This window comes from Chitinophaga sp. ARDCPP14, from assembly GCF_051362515.1.
GTDB lineage: Bacteria > Bacteroidota > Bacteroidia > Chitinophagales > Chitinophagaceae > Chitinophaga.
This window is the reverse complement of sequence record NZ_JBKIXB010000009.1, coordinates 22,807-39,277: the sequence shown is the minus strand read 5'-3', so window position 1 is coordinate 39,277 and position 16,471 is coordinate 22,807. Positions and strand designations below refer to the sequence as shown.

The window sequence follows — 16,471 nt, the reverse complement described above, 5'->3', positions numbered from 1 at the left end:
AACCTATTATTATTAATTGGTGCTTGGTTTAGCTTTAGGTTGTACATGGCTACCATTAGGAGTATTAGTCCTAAATGTTGCACTTTGATTCTGAACTCTGTATTCTACAGCTTGTCCCCAGGTCTTAGGTACATCTCCCGTCTTCTTGAGAACAAATCTCCCCGCTTGAGAAGCAGGAATTAATTCATCATAAGCATGAACTACCGCTTTTACTCTAGTCCCTGATAATTGCGCTGCTAATACTCTTGTATTATCAACAGAAGTCAATAAACCATCACTCATCTGTACTACATCAATAGGAGCTCCCTTCCATCCTTTAACTTTCATACTCGCAACAATCTCTTCCACTCCATTAACTGACGTTTGTGAGAATCTAATCGCTGATGATTCTATTTCTTTTATAAATTGAGGAGAATTACCCGCTCCTAAAGCCGGCATAGCCGCATTCTCAGGACCTATTGCTGCACTAAACTGGGTTAATCTCATCCCAAGGATATCTGCAGCTGATTTCGAACCATTCTTCCCTGCAGAAAGATCTTCTAATGATCTATATGTTGTCCTTACATCAAAATCCCTCCACTCCTGCGATTGATTTGGATCAAGCCCCCCATGTCTATCTACAGGTTCCCTGTATGTGTCATGTATAGTAAATGCCTCACGCTGATTAACACGGGTTTCATAAACTGGTGTAGGCGTATCATAAAATGAACCATGAACAAATCTATATCCAACAAAAACGCGCTCTTTAATATCAGTCTTACCCAAATAACGAAGCGATGTATTACCATCCTTGTCTTTTATTCGTGTAAAATGATATTCCTCTGCACCATCCAGATCTATTGCCTGAATAGGCGTATTTCCTGCGAACTGATATGGGGTATAGTGTGGATATTGTTTCGATAGAGGATCTGTAGAAAGGAACTTCCCTATCCGTGGGTCGTAAACACGCATGCCGTAGTCTATCTGATTCCCTTCTCCCTTCACATCATTATCATTCTCCTTCCCGTTAAACCCATACCTATAACCACCTCCATTCATCTTCCTTCCAACCAGCTGCATTCCAAACGGCGAATAATCCACGGCACTGCTAAGCGTCACATCATACACGCTACCGGTTGGTGTCTTGTTATCCGTAATCGTGGTCAGCACATTTCCCAGGTGATTCGTAATCTCGTATTCCCGGTTATTAAATGCAGTCCATAGGGCATCCTTTGTTGCGGTAGAGCCCAATTTCATATTAGGCTTCCACACACCCAGACGGCTGCTACCATAAAGATACTGCTCTTTCCATGTAATATCTGCTGACCCTGTTTTGTATTCGTAAGTAGCCAACACATTACCGGTTACATCCCGTTCATAGACGGTGGTGGTAAAGTTTTGCGCAGACGTTTCCACCACTTTCCTGGACCTGTTACCTGCCGGATCGTAAAAATACTCTGTTTTAAGCGTTCCTTTCTTAAAACTCTTGATTTTTCCAATAATATTCCATTCTATTTCAGATACGTCGTTTCCATCCTTTATCAGGTTACCAATTTCGTCATACTGGTAGGCGTCACCCGCTACATTCCCAATCTCACTTGCTGTTTCTACAGCTGGAGCCTGATTTCCAATATCGACACCTGGATAAAGTGGCGATGTGATCCCATCCCTCACATATCTCAACCGGTTGCGGGTAAGCTGCCCACCACCATTCCGCGGATAGTTATAAGTGAGCCGGTCCATCGGCGCACCGCTCATATTATTACGGTTATACGTGAGAATGTTACCACTGGCATCATAAGTAATATCTTCTGCATAGGGTGTTGGAGGAGTAGTACCCATTTCCCAGGTGGTGGCCCCTCCCGCTAGTGTATGCTGACGCATGGTTCGTAACCGGTTCAACTGGTCGTAGCGGTAGCTATAGCCTATTGGATTTCCCCCGTTAATGCCTTTCAGGGCGAGTTCTGAACGGGCGATGTTACCATTATACAAATCCTGACCTGCAATATCAGCGGTCTTACTCTCCCATTTCAATGCGAACGGATTCGTAACAGTGGGAGGCTTGCCAATAGGGGTATAGTCACCCTGGAAGTAATCCAGGGTATACGAGGCCACGTCTTTGGCAAAATGCAGTCTCGTTCCCGAAGGGTCACCATCCCTTCCCATATCGGATGCTGGCGAGAGGTAGTTGCCGTTAACACCTTTCAACCATCCTTGCAACGTATAGGCGTAATCGATACCCTGTACGGCATTACGAAGATACTCCATGCGGCTGAGTGGGCCATGTTTATAGTAGCGATAGTAGGCATCTGTAACCGCACCACTAATCTCCCACTTGTCGACAGATACGCTATTGATACCGGATTTTGCCTCTACTAACCTGTTTTCCGCATCATATGTATAGGCATAATAGAACTGATCATCTTTTCCGGGCTGATAACGAACTGCATTCACTTTTCCACTGATCAGGTCATAATTGTAATCTGTCTGTTTGTAGTCGTACAACCCATTCCCATGCCAGAACGTTTTCACATTCCCAAGCAAATCATAGCTGTAAACAAAATTATCAGTCGTAGTTCCTCCTGTAGAGGCGGCAACGTACCGGTACTGAGCTGAGACCCTATTTTTAAGGTTATCCTGTGTACCCAGGCTGGAGGGCAGCATGGGGCTGTCGTAGAAAGTATAAATGCGCTCAGGATTTGAAACGGGACTCTCCAATAGATCCCCATAGTTTATAATAAAACCAGGTTCAAAAATACTGGCGTTACTAAAAACTTCGCCATTCTCTGTAATACGGCCAAGTTCATCATATACTGAATAGTTATAATTGTTATTTCGGGCCCACTGTTTTGCATTTCGTGAGGCAATCAGTCTTCCCAGGTAATCGTACCAGAAACCGCTGACACCGGCATCCGGTGTCTTCTGTTTCGATACCTGGTTTAAAGAAGTATAGGCATAATCGGTAGCAAGCCTGTGTTGAGGCTGCACCGGCATAGGCCGTACTTCAATATTGGAATTCGGACCACCTACCGTTCCCGGCGCACCGTTAGCCGGTACATTAAAACGACCCCAGAAACGCTTAGCGTCCAGGCCCGCCATCTGTGCCATACAAGGCTCCTGGGAGTTGATCCATATTTCATCGGCGGTAAGCTGACGGTTATATGTTCTTAAGTGCTTCAGATCACTGAGATCATTGGTGATAGATACTCCGCCTGTACCAACCACAATCTCCCAGGCGCAAGGTGCCAGTGGTGCTTTCGTATCATTATTCAGTAATTGACCATTTACATAGGTACTCAGTACCCCATCCATCAAATTAGGTCCCTGTACTACCAGGTGTAGCCAGTTGCCACCGCTAAAAGCCGTAATGGGCACCGCTATATGACTACTGTTTACAATACTGATAGCATTAGTCTCCGGATTCATCTTATAAATCGAGATATAGCAATAGGTACTGCTAATGCAGGTAGTAAAGAAGTAATTATTATTGGAGGTAGGTGTCAACACCTGGGTAGCTCCCGTTGGCCGGCCTTTAATCCACATTTCTACTGCTACGCCGGTTTGAATATTCAGAGTGTTAGTCAGCTCCGTTAATGTTAATGGCAGACTTGTATTGACATTGTCGCCATTGTAATTACAGGTAAAGTCAGCAGGAACTTCCGTGGTAGTGGTGTTCAGTCTCGCTGTACTCAGTACATCCACCCCTTCCGGTGGTACGGTCCTCACCAGGTTACCCGCCTGATCATAATAATAAAGCGTGAAATGATAAAGCTGCTGCTGCGTTTTCAGGTTGGCAGTAGCCCTTGTACCGGCACATACGGTAACGTATTGTCTACGGAAATCCTGTCGTACAGAATCAATATATACTACATAACGACGACGACCACCCGCAATTGCTCCATCTATCATTCCCATCAAACATTCAGCAGGATCAGGGGTTACTGACCTGAACACCGGCTCATTACAGAGCAACGCCGAAGTACCCGCCGTTACCTTCTGCCTGTAGTCATCATAATCCAAATACCCGAGCGAAAAGCCCCAGCGATGGTTCAGATAAGTGGCTACAATGGTTTCATAGTTATCCTTCGTGTTATCCAGTCCACCTGACCATGGCTCCTGGTTAAGAGCCGTCATTCCGGCAGTGAACTCAGCAGGTGTAATACATCCTTTTGTATTTACTTCCAGGAATACCGGCAGTGTAAGCTGGCTGGCCAGCAGATACCGGCAGTTACCACAACTTTTTATCAGCTGATCCAACTCCTCCTGTTTGAGATTCATCGCACTGCCATACGTATCTGTAAGGTATTTTAAGAATGTGCGTCCCGCAGCATTGCTGTTATAGGTTGCCTGCAACGCACTCAAACGGGCGCAGATAGCCGGGTTCGTGTTGCCGATAACCGCTTCTGCTGTTTGTGCCTTCACATTAAATGGATATGGCCCGGAAAGAATCCAGGGATTATTCTTCATTGTAATACTACCTGTGCCCAATACACCCAACATCACATCCTTGAAGGAACGATAACCCTCCGCAGTAGCAGTAGGCACTGCCGCACTCGCACCGTTTAAGTGAGCAGTATCCCCACCCAGTTTGCACACTTCAATCAATTTCTGACGAAGCGCATCTCTTTTTATAGAAGTATAGCCACTCAGTCCTTCCTCTAATTGCGACATCCATACATCTGCATTATTGGCACAATTATCTGCCACCAGGTTCGCTATCTGTGCAAAACCATCGTTTCTTAAAGAATCCGGATTCATGGAGAAAGTCTGATCATAGTCAATTCTCTCCATACGGGAGGTTTTATTCCTGAATAAAGGAGAACAGCCGCCGGTGGGGTCGTTACAGGTATAAGAAAGTACCGTAATTTGCTGTTCTGCCGGCGTTGGACTATCAGTACCAATATAGACTGACCCAATATAAACCGGATCAGGTGGGTTCATCTTAACAGTAACTATATTGTTTGGATTTGTCCCAATTTTCAGAGTAAATATATACTCAACATCAGTTGATAGCGGAGACAAAAATGTTATCTTATAACCTAATGTACTATGTATTATTTGATCCACCTCCACCGTATAATCGGTCCTGCATGGCAGCGTAACGGGCCCTTTCGGAGGGAAAGACACAGCCCCACTGTTCCTGCAATAAACAGAATCTACTTTTAACACACTCAAAGGAAGATATTGTGGAATGCATATCGTCTTATATCGATCTCCTGCACCAAATATTAATATCTCTGATGTATTGGTTGTCCCTGTGGAATATGTAACAGCCACCCGCGTTTCCGTAGCAAAACGGTTTCCTTCAAAATTAACCCGCACCCGCTTTGTTCCAGCACTGCAATTGCCCAATGAATCTTCTGCAAAAGAAAAGTCGGACACGGTGGCACAACTTTCTCCCAGCATCGGCAACGGACGACCTATTTTACAGATATCACCGCAACTCGCATCGCGGATACGCTGATAATAGATCTCCTTCAACTGGAAATAATACTCCGCATAAGCCAGCCATTCCCTGTCAGGTACCCGGCACTGCGTTTGTGGCACACAGTTATTCCACCGGGATACAAAAGTCACATCTGCAGTAGCATTGGTGTTCCCTGTGCTGTCGGCACAATAAAGCAGATAATCAACATACTGCCAGATATTCTTGTTATTGAAAGTGCTGCTTTTGTAAGGCGTCCGGTTCCTGGAATAGTTGTTAAGATCGTTAATAAAACTATTAATATAGGGCTGCGCCGCCGTGTTTGTCATAAAAGGATCGGCATTCAGCAACCAGGTCGGATTAGTACGGTCATAATTACTTCCCACATATTTAGGAAGGTCGGATGCTTTTAAACACAGGGAAGTGATCTTTTCATCCCAACGCTTCACGGCAGACAGGCTCTCACAGCTTTGCAGCGCACAATATTCCCAATGATATGGCAAAAACAGATCTGCCCACTCCGGTCTCCAGTTCTTCACCAGGTCCTCCAGTGTAAAGCTGGCATCACAGGGCGATATACTTACCCCATCAACGTTTACTATCCTGGTTGATTCATAACGTGAACCACCGATAGCTTCGACCGGAAATACTGTTCTGAAATAAATGGATAATATATTCACCGCCAGTTCCAGCGGCCGGCCATAACTGTCGAACTGCGCATATTGCCCACCCGGACTTACATCCTGCTTCAGGGTTTCTCTTAACTCCTTACACGGATCAGGTATGCAATTCAACAAGGCACTGGTGCACCTCATCTTCAATGTGTCATACAAAGGGCCGCTCCAGTTATTTATGTCATTGGTGTACAAGGTAGCATTCACCTGATTGTCGGCAATCCGCTGCCAGACCCTTTGTTGAAATTCCGCTTTTGTACCCAGCGCTACTTCACAGGTATGACAATCACTCACGCAGCCGGTGAAATCAGTTGTTCTCAACTGGTTGATAATAAAATAGAACTCTGGCTGTAAATTGGTGTTACGCTTGATAAAGTCATCAGTATAGGCAGCAATGACATCAGGGTTCAGCGACAATTCAAAGCGGATGCTGTACTCGCCAGCCTTTCCCAGGTCTACCACAAAGCTGTTTTCTACACTGCCCTCGTCGGCACAGTTGGGAGCAAGACTTCCAATCTTAACCGGTGTTATATTCGCATCTACCTTGTTATTACAATCATCATACACATCAATCTTCAGTTCATAGTAACAATTACTGCAAATCTCTACCGCATTCTCTTTATACTTCTTGATCAGTTTATCTATCCGGTACCTGATGCTGGCATTATGATCCGGCACCGCGCAGAGATAGGTAGCGGCGCCCTTCAGTTTCAGTTCCTGTGGATCAAACACAAACGATTCCGGTTCCAGCACAGGCACATCCACCAGTTCTGAAACCCCTTTTGAAGCCAGGGGCAATACATTATCGGGCGATCCCCCACTTAAAGCAGTGGCCACCGGCTTACCGGAAGAATTCAGATAGCTGATGCTGATCTGTCCATTGGGGTCAATGGTCATATTCTTCAAAAAGTGGGAAGCCTTTCCCGCGCTTGAACCGAAAAGCCGGTCCAGTTCCCATTGCACAGGTTTTCCATAGAAGTACCTGGTGGAATGATTCAATGCTTCGTCCTGGTTAGGCTGCATTACATCTCCCACTCCACCCTTTACCCGCACACGACCGGTATTATCATTGGTATAGGCAGTAATGGCAAAAGGATATCCGCTGGCATCAGGAACATAGTTCATCGATGCGTCCGTCGCTTTAAAAGGATTGGCGGATGAATAGTACATACCGGCGCCCCCCGTCGTTCCCAATGGCGCTGGCTTTACGACACAGACACCTGTGCTGTTGTTGTAAATATCCTTGTAGGAATATACTTTGTTGAGGGCGTTCAGATTTTGCCTCCCATAGTACGTTAAAGCAGTTGCGTTAATAGGAGCAGGCAAAATATTGGCCGCTACCCTTCCATACTCGTCGTACACATTCTCCTGCAATACTACATTCTTATCTGTATTGTTGATGGTAACCGTTTGCCGGTTCTTTAAAATCCCATCAAAATAAGCGACTACTTCTTTTTTCTTACCCCCTTCCGCATAACTGGCGCTGAATTGCCAGTTAAACCCAGGTTGATGCCAGCTTAGATCCAGTACCCTGGCTACTTCCCCACTTGCCAGCTTTGCCTGGTAAACCCAGGGATGTTCTTCCCGAAAACCATTTACATAGATCACATAACGGATACGGAGCAACAGGTATTTGCTGCTATGCAAAAGCGTGATATCGTAGTTATGCTGATCGGTGGTGATACGGGTGGAATTATTCCGGAACATTGCTTCCAGTTGCGCATCCGTTATCGAAGAACGGTTTGCAGTGATGAACTGCCCATTGGTGGATTCATCATCGATATAGGTCCACTCCAGGTCATATTCCTGCCCGGGTATAATCTCATTCCAGTTAACGTTTATAATACCCGTTAAAGGCGGCGTATTCGGTGTAGCGCCCATAGGCGCCATGGCTGCTTTCGCCTGTTTCTTTGGAGCCGTGGCCGTTTCCCCGGATTTAAAAAATGCGGTCATCGACAATTCCTCTTCCTTGTTGGAGGTATACTGCCGGTCCACTATCACGTCTCCCTTTAACGAAAAAATTGCCGGCAGATCGGTACCCAGCTCTTTACTCGTGATATCATTGACCGTTAATTTTACCTTATAGCCGTTGGTAAAGGAATAAATGTTTTCTCCCTGGTAGGGCGCCAACCACACAGTATCATAATCAATATTCAACCGCGCATGCTCAATGGTAATCGGGTCGTCCTGGTCGGGCTGACTCCAGTACTCTATTTTCAGATCAAGCTCACACTTGAAAGGCTTATCGATCCGGTAGGTAGAATCCCGGTACAATCCGAAAGTAACAACATTATTTACAAGCTTGTTATTGATCGATTTCCAGTCAAAGGCATCATTCCGGAATTTTTCATCCTTAATAACAAGGGTATCTCCTTTTTTTATCTTTCCCTGCAGCCGTTTCTGGTAGGACTCTACCTGCGCGCTGGCAACATGAATTGTTCCCAGCAACAGCAACAGTACACAGCATACACTGTAACAGAGAATATTTAATTTTCTATAACCCATAGGTAAAGGGCATTAATGGTGAATAGGTTAACACTTAAAGCGTTGATATTAATCTGAAATTACTGTAGGCAGCAGCAGGTTTCCAGCCCTCTCCTTCCTTCTGCAGGTAAGTAGACAAACTAAGCCGGCGGCTATCTGTAATCACCTCATTCCATTTATTGAAAACCGTGGTGATCTCTCTGTCCATCTTCCTGTTCAGCGGATCTTCCAGGTTGGTTAAACGCATATAGATGCTGTTCAACTTCGCGGTACTACGATCATAGGTAATTTTCAATTCCTTACAGGTAACATGGTGTTCACAAAGCAGTTGCACGGTTGTTAAATTATCGGTGTGTATAGTATTGATAGCATAGCTGTCGCTCTCCCAGAGTGAAATGATACTGTCGATCGGTAACTGGGGAGCCGCCACTACCTCTTTGGGAGGTGAAACAAATAGTTTCTCAATTCCGCGGTTAGCCGAAATACACACGTCTTTCAGCTGGATCATTTCATTATCGCCCAGCTGATAATACATTTCTGCATTTCTCCTGCAATAATTAAATGTGGCATTCACATTTTCTGTCGGCTCCGCCGGATCACTGATCCGGATACTGCCTCCCATATCAATCACAGACAACGTATCGATACGTCTGTAAATAGCAATGATCTGTCCGAGCAACGCAGCATCCTCCCGTTGAAAATGGGTTGCTTCTTCCGCTACCGGCGCCTGTTCTTTCAAAGAAGGCCACCAGCTGCTCAGCAAGGGCCTGGCGCCTATAGCAAATCCAACCACCATTACTGCCGCCATGAATAAAATGATAAACTTTCCACTTATATGATACTTCTTCATCTTTCAATATTAAAGCGGTTAATTTTTCGCCCTGTAAGAAGAGCGGTTTTCTTTAATCGTCATGATTCCCCGGTCTGTTTCCTTCTTTAACCTGATCAGGGTACCTTCATCATCATACTCATACAGTGTGGCCAGGTTATTTTCGTCCAGTTGCGCCATGAGCCGCTGGTTCAGGGGATCATATGCATACGTTTTTATGTTACCTTTCACCGGTAAAATGCGGATATCATCTATCCTTGTTGCAGTACCAGCCGTGAGTGCGAGCGTGGTGGATACCCCGGGATCACTGGCCCAGAAATTCATCTCCACCAGTTTCCATCCTTCTACCGAAGCCTTCACCGTAAGTGGCTTATCCGCGCCATTAACACTTACTTTCAGATCGGAGGTATTACCAGATGGCTGTGCATCTTTTACCCAGGCAGAAAAAATATAGTTCGCATAGGGCTTCGGAGCAAATCCCATCGGGTAAACATAGGGCCTGGTGGTACGCATATATTCTCCCAGGTCAGAAAAATCCAGATAAGGCACGGTATGGTGTACATTTTCATGCGGACGCGTGTATAATACCAGTGGGCTGTTTAGTTTCAGGCTGTATTTACCGGTGTGGACAATCTTGTTATCCAGCCAGTCTGTATACTGTCCCTTGTCGCGGATCATCACGAACATGTTGAAGCTATCTTTCGGATTACTATTTTCCGGAATAGCCTTCACCCGATATGCATAATCTTCAAATCCATCGTAAAATATTTCCCGCTGCATTGCATTGGAGGCCACAGCGGCGGTAAGTGTATTATTAAAGCTAAACAATGCGCTTTTAAAAATCCCCAGTGGATCTTTTGATTCCAGGCCATTTCCCTGAGCATCAAAAAGAGTGGCAGTACCAGTGCTGACCCATTTTTCATTATTTACGTAAGTGGGCTTCCACAAATTATCGGTCACTGAGAAATACCAGTAAGGAGTAAAGTTCTGATAAACCCCACCCTTCCTGATATCAGGGACAGACAGCTGTTGCCCGGTCCTGTTCACCAGGAAAGCTTTCTGCTCTACCGGGCGCCAGTTTCCGAGGAATCCATACAAGAAGGGATTCATCTGAAAGGTTATAGGCAAGGTATACTTCTCATTACTTATTGGTGTACCTAACTCCCCCTGACGTTCCACTACATCGGCGGGATAATGTATCAGATCTTCTGATGAATAAGCGATAATATTTGTATAATTACCGGTGTTATATAATTCATAAGCCGATTTATTATAGATCTCCGCAGCAAAACCGGCTTCCTGACCCTTGGAATTACGACCCATGACCTCGAAATTATGTTTACCGGGGAGCATGTTCGCTAATTCAAAAACATGCCATTTTCTATGATTGCTTAGCTTCTCTTCCGTGAGCTTTCTCACTTCCACACCATCGATATATACATACACCTCATCATTTCCACCCAGACCCAGAGAATAGCTGGCAGCTGGTTCCAGTGTTATATCAGTGTTGTAAGAATACCACAAATCATTACCATTTGGATTCTTATACCTGGGATACATCCCAATGGCCGTTAATCTTCCGGTGTTACCATTCCCTCCCCAGAAATATCCTTTTCTGTTACCATATTCCGCACCATTCTGAGCGTAAAAGCTCGTTCCGTCATTCCCATCCTGGCTATCTTTGTACTGTGCATAATAGGGCCACATGCGGTCGTTTCCATTAGGATTCCTGATATACACCCCCCTGTCCGGGCGCTCATAGTCATACCCTGGATAAATGCCCTCCATTTTAAGCCGGGAGCCCCAGGACTGATCGTATAGCGTTACGCTCGCATCCAGCACACCCAGGGAAGCCAGTTCGTCGTCCGTATCTGTTGTAAAGCGGAAAGCGCCATTTTGCACCGGGTTTTTCAAACACACCACGGAAGCGCCGGGGGCCGTCAGTTGGTTCCGGTATCCGGAGCGGGCCAACTTTACGTCGCTCTTGAAATTATTAGCCACATTCCCGTCCTTGTTGATAAGCTTATAGGATAGGTCCTGGTCTCCCTTGGTCAATGTTTTCACCACCCAGTAAATGGAATCCTGCTTATTCAGATCAATCAGTTCATCGCCTGTGGTCACAAATCTGGTAAACGTAGATGGAATTTTCCCCTGAGCATCTGTCTCGAAATTCCGGATAAGGGTATTGTTATTTTTATAAGCACCGGACATCCCGCTATTCATCCAGTATGCCGGCATATTTACCTGGTACACAGGATCATCAAACTCGTTATTGGTGGTGGTAACTACCGGATCGCCGGTAACGGCATCATACAAAGTATTTTTGGTCGTAACGGTAGATCCATTGATAGTTTTCACTACCCGGTCCAGTACCCCGGAATATTGCACGGTTTTTAATACCGATGCAGAACGGAACAACCGATACTCATCGTTCTGACTCATGGGCCAGTGTGGGATCACCCACGGTATCGGGAAGCCGGGTATCATATCAAAACCCGCGCGGATGGTCCGGCCTGTGTTGCTGGTTTCCTCTTCCCGCATGTCTACTATCATTTCTATCTCTCTACCGATAACCTGGTTCTGCGTAATCTCTCCTTTTTCGTTCACTACATCCACGTTATTCACGAGCGTTTGCGTGCCTACCCCCAGTGGCTTTGCATTGAAGTAGTAACTGGTGTTGGCAATCTCTGCGCCCGACTGGTTAAATACTCTTTCTGCTTTAGGCTTGCCATGCATGTCGTTCAGTTTCACCACATACCCCTGGGATAACACCAGTTCATGTGCTACATTGGAACCAATAAAACTAAACCAACCTTTGGAATCATAATTATAGGCGTCCGGACTTTGATCATAGCTTACCTGTACCGGGAAATCCTTTGAAGTATAGAACTCATGTTGTACCCATCCCGTTTTAGGTGCGGCTTCCACCACACCCTCCGCATTCAGATCTTTTACCACCACTTTGCTATAACCCACTACCGGTGCCGGGAACAAGGTTTCTCCAAAGGGTTTCTCCAGGTAGTAATAGTTATTGAGACCACCTTTTATATCTTCGGTATAAGGTACCGGTAAACGCAGGGGATTTTCATCGCTCCCTACTCCCGGCTCATAGCTGGCTACGCCACTGCTGATCGTTTTTCCATTCCAGGTAGTGGTATACGTATATTCCTGACCGTAGGTAGCCCCTGTTAAAGGCTCTCCACTGATCGTGTTCCAGATATCCGATATTCTGACACGCTTCACCCGGGCCGCACCGCCCAGTTTTATTCCATCCACCTTTGCAATACGTCCAAAACTCTTTTTCAGATCCACGCTTCGTGCAAACCTCTTCCGCTCCGCTCTTTTATAAAAGTTACCTGTAATTTCACTGAGGTTACTGATGGAGTTCACAAGGGCGCCTAATGCTGCCTGTATAGGCATATCGTCGGATATCCTGTTCTTGTAGCCAGGATAAGCATACTTGGGATACTCTAATCTCATTTTCTGCCAGGCGGCAAAAATGAAAGGATTCGAAGTCACATTCCCTTCGCCCATGGTGTCGAATATGACCGCTACATTTCCACCGGATTTTTCTATCACATCTTTCACCTTTCCATAACACGGAACATAATCGCAACTACTTTCAGCCGTGCCATTGTCGGGTTTATCCGTCAAGTTCACAAATAGCTTGGCGTAAAAATCCCTTTCGCCATTCAGGTAACGCCTGATAAAATCATTTTTTTTCTCTTCTGCGGAGGCTCCGTTCAGGCTTTCTTTAATATTGATCATAAATCCACGGGCAAAAAAGAAGTCCGGCTCCGGGTTACCGTCTTTATTTACCAACTGCGTCAGTTCCACCATCTGCATCGCCGGCTTATCCTGTACATAAGCGTAGTCGCCGGATTCATAGTCTACGTTAATTTCTCCACCGGTTGGCAAACTGATATACGTCAAATTCCAGGCACTGGCATTCTGATCAGCGATCGCCTTATCCTGTGTACTATAGGGGAAGCGGTCATTATTTAAATTATTCAAACCGGATTTGGCCGCTTTATAATTACCCCACCTGTCGGTAGAGAGATACTCATAATCGGGATTCTTGCCCGTATATTTGAAAGTATAGGGAAAATGTTTCCCTTTGGTAGAAGCACCATAGGTAAAGTGCAAACCCGTTAAGGTAAGTTTACCACTATCGGCAACAGCCTGGTTGGGTACTTTCTGACAGAGCGTGTATTCATAGTTGAATACCGCTGTTTTTATCGGTGTAGTGAGATCTTTTTTCGAATACAGGCGGACTTCCTTCAAACAACGCTGTCTGCCATTGGCGGTATTGTCTATAGCGCCGGTGATACCGGTAACACCTAACGCATCATTCCTGCTGTCCAACAGGAAAAACATCACCTTATTTTTTGTCTCAATAGAGTTTAAAAGCCATATTTCCTTCTCCCCATAAACAATGCTACTTTTATCATCATCCTGATCCGCATTCAATGCTTTGTTATACAGCGCCCTATTCGGCTTCATCGGAGAACGCCACTTGTAATTACCGTTTACTTTTGTATAGTTAAACTTAATGGCAGTACCCATGTCATCATCTGAAATACCGTCGCCTGTTACATCTACATAATCGGGCGACAATATCGCAGACAACAGGAAAGCCGACGCATACGCAGGTTGCGTTTCCTTATGAAAATATTTGTCAATGCCGTAATTATGCTGGATTCCTCCATCTGGTTTCAGCGAAAATCCTACCAGGTTTCTGTCCTCATCCTTCGCCGCATTCGGATCTGTAGCAAATGAATACTCCTCCTGTACCTTGTTATAAACGGGCAGGCTGTATACCATTCTTTTCCCATCGTCTCCCGTAATCGTAAATTCAGAAAGATGAGTACCATATCTTGACTCTGTTACTGCGGAAGGTAGCGCGGGTGTAAAACCAGTTACTTTGTTCTCCCGGTAATCTTCTTTCATTCTTATCACGCCACCCTTGTAGGTTTCTGAGGCGGTGAGATAGGAAATGGCATTACGTCTTACCTGTCTTACTTTCTTTGTCAGCGGGTTGGATGTGGATATGGGATAAGTATTATTATATCCGTCTTTCAGTTCACTTTTACTGCTGAGTCCATCCAAAGATACATGCACTACGTCTTCGCCTTTGATCAATGTCTCATATTCATTGCTCCCCACATTCTTCTCATCCATCTGCTTAAAATAGGCATGCTCTTCGAGGGTATTATCGATGTTCTTATAATCAGCTACTCCATTGAATCGGTTATCGTTTTTCCACTTCCCGGTTTTGTTGGATACATCCTGCTTATAAAACGTGACCCCACCATGAAAGTATAATCCAAAACCCAGGTCTACTCCAAGGGTAGTGGTGTTATTCGCGTCATTGACAGCAGGGTCAAACACCGTTCCTGAACCGCCGCGATGCAGGCGGAATTGCCCGCTTCCCAGCTGGCTGGAATAGGAAAAAATATCGGCCGTAGCGATAGGAATCGCAATGTTGGGCATATTGGGAATTACTGCATTATCTTTCTCCCGCATGAAATCCATTACGGCGTTGGGTACATCTTTACCCTGGTTCGCATACAGGTATCCGTATGCCGGATTAGTATTAATCCTGTTCAGTATTTCGCGTTTATACCGGTAGCCGGTAAGTCCTACGCCGGCAAAAGCACCGGCGCCGGAAGGCCCTACATCTATACTGTAGCTACGGTTGGTAGACCTATAGGGTACCCCGATATGCGGATAAAAAGGTGGTGTGTTATAAGTGAATCCGATGCCACCTACATCGAAACTAGAAGAACCCGATTGATTATCCCAATCTCTCGTTGTAATACCGAAAGACCCGTTCAGTGTGAGGCTTTTCAGCCCCTGGCGGGTGTTATAACCTAGATTGGCCGACAGCCCTACGTTTGTGGTCTTATTTTCATTCGACTTATCATATAAAGCCAGCGTGATATTAGGCGATACATCCACACCGTTACTGGTATTGGACATCAGGCCCACGCCCAGTCCGGGCGTTAAGGCACCACTCCCGCGTGTAAGAGAGATACCGGCATTTATGCCGAACTCGGCTCCTATCCCGGTATAAGTATCACTGAAGATACCGAGCGACAAAGAGCCTTTCAGGCCAATCAGTTTCGCCCCGCCAAAGAACTCCGCTTTGACTGTTCCCCGCCCACCGGTTGTTGTTTTAGGCGCCGTATAATGTTCCGTGATTACCTTATCTCCGTTCATATCATCCGGAATACCTCTCAGGCTCCGGTTAATGGCGCCCACATTGAGATTCCAGCCCAGTCCTACCCAGCTGGCCTCATCATCCATTCCTACACCGGACTGGTAATTTAAATTGATGGGGTAACCATCAATATCCATTATAGGAATATTGTATTTAAATGCACCGGTAAACATGTCGACCGTTTCACTGGTACCTGCTTCCGCAAACTGTTTGCTTTCCGGTTGAGAAGGACCGGTTGTAAGTGCCCATGCAGCGCAGGGTACCAATATCTGGAAGGTAAGCAAGCCTAGAAAAAAAACTGCAATGGACTTTCTGAATATTATGTTTCCTGGAATCATAACCTGCTGCTTAATGAGTCAATACTATTGATATGTGCAACCTGGAAGGGAAACACCAACTTATGATGCGTATACATCCAATCATTCATCACGAAATACAATACAGCTGTTCCTGCCGGCACGGCCCTTTTGAACGTGGTCAGGTATTCTGCTGAAGAGGTACTTCCATTCGGAATTCGCTGCGTAAACTGTGCCGCCAGCGTATCACTTCCCACTACCAGCCAAAACAGGGTATCCACGCTTACCGCCTGCATTTTCCGGCTTTCTTCCCGGGAGGAAGCTGGTAGGGCAACGTTTAACTTAAATGTCATTTCCCCTGCTGCATCCGGATTTTCCCTTCCCAGCATCCGTTCCCACTGCACCGGGAGGTAACTGGCCCTTACCCCGATACCTCCTGCATCCTGTTCCTGAACCAGCGCCTGGCCATTGTTGGCATAAAAAGCTTTTATTTCTTTCTTTCCTGAATGACAGGCAGACATTAACAACCCTATCATCACGGATATTATTAAGTATTTCATC

4 protein-coding genes are annotated in these 16,471 nt (G+C 45.7%); all 4 read right to left on the bottom strand.

Annotated elements, in window-relative coordinates; translation table 11 throughout:
- Nucleotides 1-12 precede the first annotated feature (12 nt).
- Genes ACLHR0_RS22900 through ACLHR0_RS22885 form a run of 4 tightly spaced genes read right to left on the bottom strand, consistent with a single transcriptional unit; the run spans nucleotide 13 to nucleotide 16,470 of the window.
- Nucleotides 13-8,583: an RHS repeat domain-containing protein gene (locus ACLHR0_RS22900; protein WP_436489806.1), complete on the bottom strand. Its 8,571-nt coding sequence runs from the start codon at nucleotides 8,581-8,583 to the stop codon at nucleotides 13-15.
- A 34-nt stretch (nucleotides 8,584-8,617) separates the two neighbouring features.
- Nucleotides 8,618-9,412, bottom strand: a complete 795-nt coding sequence (locus tag ACLHR0_RS22895) for a hypothetical protein (RefSeq protein WP_436489804.1) — start codon at nucleotides 9,410-9,412, stop codon at nucleotides 8,618-8,620.
- 18 nt (nucleotides 9,413-9,430) lie between these two features.
- A complete protein-coding gene (locus tag ACLHR0_RS22890) occupies nucleotides 9,431-15,952 on the bottom strand; it encodes a hypothetical protein (RefSeq protein WP_436489802.1) in 6,522 nt (2,173 codons plus the stop codon).
- Entirely contained in the window at nucleotides 15,949-16,470 is a 522-nt protein-coding gene (locus tag ACLHR0_RS22885; RefSeq protein WP_436489800.1) for a hypothetical protein, read from the bottom strand. The genes ACLHR0_RS22890 and ACLHR0_RS22885 overlap by 4 nt, the downstream gene beginning before the upstream one ends.
- Nucleotide 16,471 lies beyond the last annotated feature (1 nt).

What these genes read in the sequence shown, in the direction of transcription:
- ACLHR0_RS22900 (WP_436489806.1), bottom strand. Translation starts at nt 8,583, where the DNA reads ATGGGTTATAGAAAATTAAATATTCTCTGTTACAGTGTATGCTGTGTA.
- ACLHR0_RS22895 (WP_436489804.1), bottom strand. Translation starts at nt 9,412, where the DNA reads ATGAAGAAGTATCATATAAGTGGAAAGTTTATCATTTTATTCATGGCG.
- ACLHR0_RS22890 (WP_436489802.1), bottom strand. Translation starts at nt 15,952, where the DNA reads ATGATTCCAGGAAACATAATATTCAGAAAGTCCATTGCAGTTTTTTTT.
- ACLHR0_RS22885 (WP_436489800.1), bottom strand. Translation starts at nt 16,470, where the DNA reads ATGAAATACTTAATAATATCCGTGATGATAGGGTTGTTAATGTCTGCC.